General features: G+C 37.5%; 3 protein-coding genes. 1 reads left to right on the top strand and 2 read right to left on the bottom strand.

All coding sequences use genetic code 11. The features are described from left to right. Positions 1-162: 162 nt before the first annotated feature. Complete coding sequence (gene rpoC / locus FYJ55_RS09585) at positions 163-4,047, bottom strand: DNA-directed RNA polymerase subunit beta' (RefSeq protein ID WP_154556639.1); 3,885 nt, start codon at positions 4,045-4,047, stop codon at positions 163-165. Positions 4,048-4,055: 8 nt separating this feature from the next. Next, positions 4,056-8,153, bottom strand: a complete 4,098-nt coding sequence (gene rpoB / locus FYJ55_RS09590; RefSeq protein ID WP_154556640.1) for a DNA-directed RNA polymerase subunit beta — start codon at positions 8,151-8,153, stop codon at positions 4,056-4,058. A gap of 316 nt (positions 8,154-8,469) precedes the next feature. Here rpoB and FYJ55_RS09595 point away from each other — a divergent pair. Then, positions 8,470-9,511, top strand: a 1,042-nt coding sequence (locus FYJ55_RS09595) for an IS1634 family transposase (RefSeq protein ID WP_456152223.1), incomplete at its 3' end; no start/stop codon positions are given.

The following is a 9,511-nucleotide window of genomic DNA, read 5'->3' on the forward strand; positions in this document are numbered from 1 at the left end:
AAAATGGACCCAGACAACTAAATGTTGTCTGAGCCCAATATCAGCTATAAACCATTTTGGGGTATATGCCGCCCCTTAAATTCTTGGAGAGCAAATTCACCTAACCCCATCCAAATTTATTGCGCCAGAAAAGGAATAGGTATCTACCTACTCCTTATATTCTTATTCTTCAGATTGGATATCCATTGAATTATTATCTGCAGTTTCTGCATCTTGTAGAATTGATTCTTCTACTGAAGCTTCTACACTATCCATCGTATCTCTATCATCAGAGTCAGATACTAGTTTATCGAACTCTTCATCATGAACTTCTTTCATACGCGCAATACGTTTGTCACGAAGTTCTTTTGCCTTTTCTGCAACAATTAGATTTTGTGGACGATCTCCCTGGCATCCAGTACCTGCAGGAATCAGCTTACCAATAATAACATTTTCTTTCAAACCGATTAAGTGGTCAACTTTACCTTTAATAGTCGCATCTGTAAGAACCTTTGTAGTTTCCTGGAATGAAGCGGCTGATAAGAAAGAATCTGTTTCAACAGAAGACTTAGAAATACCTAATAATACTGGTTTGAATGTAGCAGGAGTTTTACCGCTTAACAATGCGTTACGATTGATTTTTGTGATGTTATTTAATGATAATTGAACACCAACATTTAAATCAGTATCTCCACTATCTACAACGATTACTTTCTTCATCATCTGTTTGATCATTACTTCCAAGTGCTTATCACTAATTTCGATACCTTGGCTTTGGTATACTTTCTTAACTTCCTTCAAGATATAGTCTTGAACTTCACGTACACCAGCAACACGTAATAATTCTTTTGGATCTAATGGACCTTCAGTCAACGCAACACCAGCTTCAATCTTTGCACCGACTTGAACCCATGGACGCATAGACTGGTTCGCGTTAATTTTATGAGAAACACTTTCGTGTTCGTTTGTGATAATAACTTCTTGGCGCATGGTTCCTTCAATACGTTCGATTGAAGTAATTTCACCTGAAATTTGAGCAATTACCGCAACACCTTTTGGACAACGAGCTTCGAACAATTCTTCAACACGAGGCAAACCTTGAGTGATATCTTCTGCACCAGCACCAGCAACACCACCTGTATGGAATGTACGCATTGTTAACTGTGTACCTGGTTCACCAATTGATTGAGCCGCCATGATACCAATAGCTTCACCAACTTCAACGTCTTTACCAGTAGCCATGTTACGTCCATAACATTTACGACAAATACCTAAACGAGACTTACAAGTAAATACAGAACGGATATACATACCTGTAACACCAGCATCTACGATTTTTTTAGCAAGTTCATCAGTGATAAATTCATCACTCGCAATAATTAATTCACCTGTCTTTGGATCTGTTACATCTTGTTTAGAATAACGACCAACTAAACGATCTTGTAATGGTTCGATAACAGAGTTTGTTTTACGATCCATTAATGTTTCGATCCAGTAACCCTTATCTGTACCACAATCGTCTTCTTTGATAATTACATCTTGGGCAACATCAACCAAACGACGAGTTAGGTAACCAGATTCGGCTGTCTTTAAGGCAGTATCTGTAAGACCTTTACGCACACCGTGAGTCGAGATAAAGAACTCACTTACGTTTAATCCTTCACGGAAACAAGAATAGATAGGAACTTCTATGATGGTTGGTACATATTCACCAGCACCAGCTTTAGCGTGACCAGGTTTTGCCATTAAACCACGCATACCAGCTAACTGAGTAAAGTTTGACGCGTTACCACGAGCACCAGAAGTCGCCATCATGTTGATTGGGTTTTTACGAGGCAAGTTTTTCATCAATGATGTTACAATCTTGTCTTTTTGATCATCCCACATCTTAGATAAGTGACGTTCCCATTCTTCCATTGTCAACATACCTTTACGTTGTAAGTGTTTCAACTGATCAGCTTTAACACGACCCTCATCGATATATTCATCTTTGTGAGGAGCCACTTCGATATCTGACAAGGCAACTGTAATACCAGCTACTGTTGAATATTCAAATCCTAAAGATTTGATTTGGTCAAGAATTTCAGCAGTTTGATCTGCATCATAACGTTTGAAGACTTCTGCAATAACTTTACCTAAATCTTTTTTCTTAACCGCATCAACTAAAGGCATAGCTTCGATGTATTCTTTAATGTTTTGTCCTGGAGTAATAAAGTATTTATCAGGAGTACTAATAAAGTTTTCTTTTGATACCTCATTAATATATGGGAAATCTTCAGGGAACATTGAGTTGAACACAATCTTACCAACTGTTGTAATTAAATAATCATTTTTATGTTTTTCATCAAACGATGTTTTATGCATATTGCATACAGGCAATGCGATACGAGTGTGAAGGTGAACTTGTTTCGACTGGTATGCCATCATAACTTCATCTTCATCTGTATATACATGACCTTCACTTTCACCAAAACGGTGCCAGTGAGCTGCTTCTAATGGGCAGCCAACTTCTTCGTAGTGTTTAGCTTCTGCAAAAAATTCTTCTTTTGTTTCTTCCATTGTTAAATAGAAGTTACCCATAACCATATCCTGTCCTGGCGTAACGATAGGTTTACCATCTTTAGGACCTAAGATATTGTGAGAACCAAGCATCATAACTAATGCTTCAGCACGAGCTTCTTCTCCTAATGGAACGTGGATGGCCATCTGGTCGCCATCGAAGTCGGCGTTGAACGCAGTACATACTAATGGGTGAAGACGCATTGCACGTCCTTCTACTAATTTAGGCAAGAAGGCCTGAATACCCAAACGGTGTAATGTAGGTGCACGGTTCATCAGTACAGGATATCCGTCGATTACTGTTTCAACAACATCCCAGATACGAGGATCACGACGTTCGATTAATTTTTCTGCATTTTTAGGATTTTGTGCTAATCCTTGGTTTACGATTTCATTAATGATAAATGGTTTAAACAAGTTAACTGCCATTTCACGTGGAATACCACATTGGTACATTTTCAAATCTGGTCCAACAGCAATTACAGAACGACCAGAGAAGTCAACACGCTTACCTAATAAGTTCTGACGGAAACGACCTTGTTTACCTTTTAATGAATGAGACAATGATTTTAATGCACGTCCACCAGCACCTGTAATTGGTTTTGAACGGCGACCATTGTCAATTAAAGCATCTACAGATTCCTGTAGCATACGCTTTTCGTTTTGAACGATAATATTTGGTGTACCCAAATCTAACAATTTACGTAAACGATTGTTACGAGTGATTACACGACGATATAAGTCGTTTAAGTCACTTGTCGCAAAACGACCACCATCCAATTGAAGCATTGGACGTAAATCAGGTGGTATTACCGGAATGTTAGTCAGAATCATCCATTCTGGTAAGTTTTCACTATTACGGAATGCATTGATTGTATCCAAACGTTTGATTAATTTCTTACGCTTTTCACCTTGTGCTTTTTCAAGCGCATCCTGTACTTCTTGATATTCAGATTCTAAATCAACATCTTGTAATAAACGTAGTACGGCTTCAGCACCTGTTTGAGCTGTAAATCCTGTTGAACCATAAATAGCTTGGTTTTCACGGAATTCACGTTCAGAAAGAATTTGTTTATAAGCTAAACCAGATTCTTTTGGATCCGTAACAATATAGCTTACGAAATATACAACTTCTTCCAATTGTTTTGGTGTTACATCCAATAACAATGCCATACGGCTAGGAATACCACGTAAGTACCAAATATGAGCTACTGGTGCAGCTAAGTGGATGTGACCCATACGCTCACGTCTTACGCTTGCTTTTGTGATTTCTACACCACAACGGTCACATACAACACCTTTAAAACGTACTTTTTTATATTTACCACAAGCACATTCCCAGTCCTTAGTTGGTCCGAAAATGCGTTCGCAGAATAAACCATCACGTTCTGCTTTTTGTGAACGATAGTTAATTGTCTCAGGCTTTGTTACTTCACCATGACTCCATTTTAAAATCGTTTCTGGACTCGCTAAGCGAACCTGAATCGAGGCAAAATTGTTAATACTCATATTTTATACTACGCCTCCTCTTCTTCGTTATTTTCTTCTTCAATATCGTCTACTAGCTCTTCCTTTTGTGTCTGTTCTGGTAAAGGTTGAGCTGGATGAACACCCTGGTCATCATCATCTAATGTGATGTCAACCTCGTTATTGTTTTCATCTAACAAACGAATATCGATTGCTAAACCTTGTAATTCGTGCATCAATACACGGAATGATTCTGGAACACCTGGTTCTGGAATATCTTTACCTTTAATGATGGCTTCATAAGTCTTGATACGACCTTGAATATCATCCGATTTGATTGTCAAGATTTCTTGTAATGTGTGGGCAGCACCATATGCTTCCAATGCCCAAACTTCCATTTCTCCAAATCTCTGACCACCATTTTGAGCTTTACCACCCAATGGCTGCTGAGTAACTAAAGAATATGGACCTGTAGCACGAGCGTGCAGTTTATCGTCAACCATGTGGGCCAACTTGATCATGTACATTACACCGACACTAATACGTTCATCGAATGGTTGTCCAGTTTGTCCATCATATAACACCTGTTTTCCATCGACAGTCATGCTTGCTTCGCGCATTACATCTTGTAAGTCTTCATTTGATAAACCATCAAATACAGAAGTAGAGAATTTAACACCTAATTTACGAGCAGCGTAACCTAAGTGGATTTCTAAGATCTGTCCGATGTTCATACGTGAAGGTACACCGAATGGGTTCAACAAGATATCAACTGGATGTCCATCAGCCATAAATGGCATATCTTCGATAGGTAAAATCTTAGAGATGACACCTTTGTTACCGTGACGACCAGACATCTTATCCCCTTCAGAAATCTTACGTTTCTGAACGATATATACTTTAACACGCATATTTACTCCAGGAGGAAGATCCGATCCATCTCCACGTTTAAATACACGAATAGAATGAACGATACCAGCACCACCATGAGGTACTTTCAATGAATTGTCACGAACTTCACGTGATTTTTCACCAAAGATTGCTAATAATAATTTTTCTTCAGGACTCACTTCACTTTGTCCTTTTGGAGTAACCTTACCAACTAAGATATCTCCTTCTTTAACTTCGGCACCAACCATGATGATACCATTTGAATCTAACTTACGAACTGCTGCTTCACCAACGTTAGGAATATCACGAGTGATTTCTTCTGGGCCTAACTTAGTTTCACGACAGTCAATATCATATTCTTCTACGTGGATTGAAGTATATACATCATCACTAACCATACGTTCTGACATGATGATGGCATCCTCGTAGTTATATCCATGCCATGTTGTATATGCAATAACAACGTTTTGACCTAAAGCCAATTCTCCATTTTGCATACTTGGACCATCAGCTAAGATATCGCCTTTTTCAACCTTTTCACCAACTTCTACAATTGGACGTTGGTTGATACAAGTGCTTGCGTTTGAACGAGCAAACTTACGTAACTGATAAGTGTGGTTTTCACCTTCATTATCTTTAACAACAATACGCAAACCATCTACATATTCAACTACACCATCTTGTTTTGCGACAATACCAACACCAGAGTCCTTAGCAATTTTATATTCAATACCAGTACCTACATAAGGTGAATGAGGAACTAATAATGGAACAGCCTGACGCTGCATGTTGGCACCCATTAAGGCACGAGACGCATCATCGTTTTCCAAGAATGGGACACAGGCAGTCGCTACAGATACGATCTGTTTTGGACTGACGTCGGCAAGTTCTACTTCGTTACGATCAGCGATGATAGTTTCACCAGCCTTACGAGCTACGACACGTTCATTTACTAAATGACCATCGCGAACCTCATTGGCCTGAGCGATTACATAATCTGCTTCTTCATCAGCACTTAAGTAAACTGTATCTTCACTAACAGTACCATCCGCATTTACCTTACGGTAAGGCGTTTGAATAAATCCATATTCATTGATACGAGCATATGTAGTTAAGTTATTGATCAAACCGATGTTTGGCCCTTCTGGCGTTTCGATTGGACAAATACGACCATAGTGAGAGTTGTGAACGTCACGTACTTCGAAACTTGCACGATCACGACTGATACCACCTGGACCTAAGGCTGAAATACGACGTTTATTTGTCAATTCAGCTAGAGGATTTTGTTGATCCATGAACTGTGATAACTGTGAACTAGAGAAGAATTCTTTAATTGCAGCTGTCAAAGGACGAATGTTTGTCAATTTTCTAGGAGTTAGGCTATCCATTTCTTGAATGGACATACGTTCTTTAACGACACGTTCCATACGAGATAAACCAATACGGAACTGGTTCTGAATCAATTCACCAACAGAACGAATACGACGGTTACCTAACATATCGATATCATCTGTTGTTCCTACACCTTCCATAACATTTAAGCTATATGAGAAGAATGCATACATATCTGAAACTGTAATTGTGTGTTTATTTGCGAATGGGTCATTTCCAGCAACACGGACTTCATCCCCGTTATCGTCAATAATATATAATTCTTGAACACATGCACCAATCAACCATGCTGTGATATCTTCACTTAAAGCACGTTGTTTAACTTGTGTTTCAACATCACTATCGATGGCATCCGGACTTACACCAACCATATAACGGTTCGCAACTAATTCCATATCTGCATCAACAATATCTTCACCTTGAGCATTTGTTAAACGTCCAAGAGCATATAAACGTTGACCATAGTTAAATACAGAATCCATATTTTCGGCTGTTAATTTAACTGGTTGTGCAAACAATCCTGCAAAAATATCAACATTTTCAACAACCTTTTGGATTGCTAAAACATCTTGTTCAGTTAATACTGTACCAGCATCTAAATAAGCATCCTCTGTTTCAACATCACTAGCTAATACACGACCAATTAATCCTGTAGTCCAGCTTGTTGGAATTGAAACGATATCTTCTTCATGGAATTCTGAGCGGAATGGATAAGCGACACAATAAGTACCTTTAGCCAATTCTTCACGTAATGCATTTCTTTCATCACGGTGAACCATAGTACCTTTTTCCATGAATACGTTGCCATTTACATCAACAATATCATGAGCAAGTGTCATACCTGCCATACGATCGATCGCATTTAATTTCTTACGTAATTTATAACGACCAGCTTTTGTCAAGTCATAACGACGGTGATCAAAGAATTTTGCTTGCATCAAAGTGATTGATCCATCTAATGTAGGGATTTCGTCACTTCTTTGATTTTCATAGAAAGAAAGTAAAGCTTCCTGAGTTGTTTTTACTTTATCGTTCAATAAAGTGTTTTCGATTTCTTCATATTTACCGAAGAAAGCAGTATACAACAACAAATACATATTCATGTATTCGCGATCTTCTGCATCTGTAGCTACATCAGACCAGTTACGTCCCATTGCACGAAGGAATGTTTCCATCATTGATGTATCGTGAGTATCTTCGTTCACTCCGATATTCAAAGACATACCAATCGCCTTGAATAAAATACTGAATAATACTTTACGGCGACGGTCAATAGAAACATTAATTAAACGTCCGTTTGTAGTTTTCTTTTGTTCAGTCATGAACTCTAACCAAGTACCACGACTTGGAATTAATTCACAGCTATAGTTTTGTTTACCAGTTTTTTCATCATAACTTTCCGCAAAATATGCTCCTGGAGAACGTACGATCTGACTAACGATTACACGTTCTGCACCATTGATGATGAATGTACCAGTTTCTGTCATTAAAGGGAAATCCCCTAAATATACTTCTTCACTCTTAGTTACAACTTCCCCAGTTTCTGAGTCTGTAACTTCCAATTCCATATCTGCATATAGAGGTGCTGCAAAGTTGCATTCTCTATACATAGATTCTTCTGCGTTATATTTCGGTTCTTCAAAATGATAACGAAGGAAATTTAAGCGAATGTTTTTTCCATAGTTTTCAATTGGATAGATTTCTTCAAATACTTCTTGGATACCTTGTTGCGTAAACCATTTAAATGAATCTGTCTGGATTTCGACAAGATTAGGTAACTCTAATTTACCACTAACCTTTGAGTAATCTCGGCGGGAAGATTTTTTTCCACACGAGACAATACGATATGCTTTGTTGTTGTCCATGCATGCCATCCTTTCGTTCGAATTTGTACTATACTAGGTGGTTTTCATCTGAAAACTCACACTATTATGCAATTTATTATACTACTAGTAAAACCGCCAAATGTCAATAAAAACTTGACAAAATTTAAAAAATGAGTTATAAATATTGCCTATCCTTTTTAAGCACCGGTAGTTCGACAGTTGTAAAATCGTAAATATTCCAAATGTCGCTTATGTAGCGCTTTTTTTATGTCAAATTTTCTTTTTATTTTGTTGTACGGATGTTGTACGGCGTTGTAGTATGTGATATAATAGTTCTATATAAGGAGTCTTCCCCATGAAACTTAACTACGACAGAAAATCTAAAGATCCTACCTACTTCATTCAGGTTGGGATTCGCAATGGTAAAAAGGTTACCACAAAGAATGTTGAACGTATTGGTAAACATTCAGAATTATTAAAGATTACAGATGATCCTTTAGAATATGCCAAACAAAGAGTTAAGGAATATAACGAAAATATAAAGAACAGTAAAGTTGAATATAATATCACTGTTAATTTTGATGACAAGGTCATCAATCAAGGAAATACTGTTTCTAAATCCACTTGTAAGAATACTGGCTATTTCTATTTGAAAGAACTTTATTCATCTCTTGGAATCTCTGATTTCTTTGATAAAGTATGCAGCGGACGTAAAATAGCTTTCAATCCAAATATGATAAATATGGTTCTTACTTTTTCTCGGATTCTTGATCCAGGAAGCAAGATGCATACTTTAAAGAATCTTACTGGTTTCTATGGTGATTTTGATTTCTCACACCAGGATATCCTTCGCTTCATGGATATACTGGAAGAAAATTATGATGAGTATCTTTCTCATTTATTTGAATCAAGTAATAAAGTAATCAAAAGGAATACGAATGTATGTTATTTTGACTGCACTAATTTCTATTTTGAAAAAGAATCAGAAGATGAAGACGTCTATGATGAAATCACAGGTGAACTGATCAAAGGACTTTTAAAATATGGTGTATCTAAAGAACATCGTCCAAATCCAATCGTTCAGATGGGACTTTTCATGGATGCCGATGGAATTCCTTTAAGTATGTGTATCAATCCAGGAAGTGACAATGAGTCCCTTTGTGCTGTTCCAGCTGAAAAGAAGATGCTTAAAATGTTTGAGAACAAGAATATCATCTACTGTTCAGATGCCGGACTAGGCTATAATGACACAAGATTATTTAACGACTTTTGTGGAAGAAAGTTTGTAGTAACACAATCCATCAAGAAATTGAACAGTATTCTAAAACAGGCCGTGTTCAATGATTACGATTACCGTTTTTCTCAAGACGGAAAGCCTGCATCTTTAGAAACAATGA

It is taken from the genome of Holdemanella porci, assembly GCF_009696075.1.
In the GTDB taxonomy this organism is placed as follows: domain Bacteria; phylum Bacillota_I; class Bacilli_A; order Erysipelotrichales; family Erysipelotrichaceae; genus Holdemanella; species Holdemanella porci.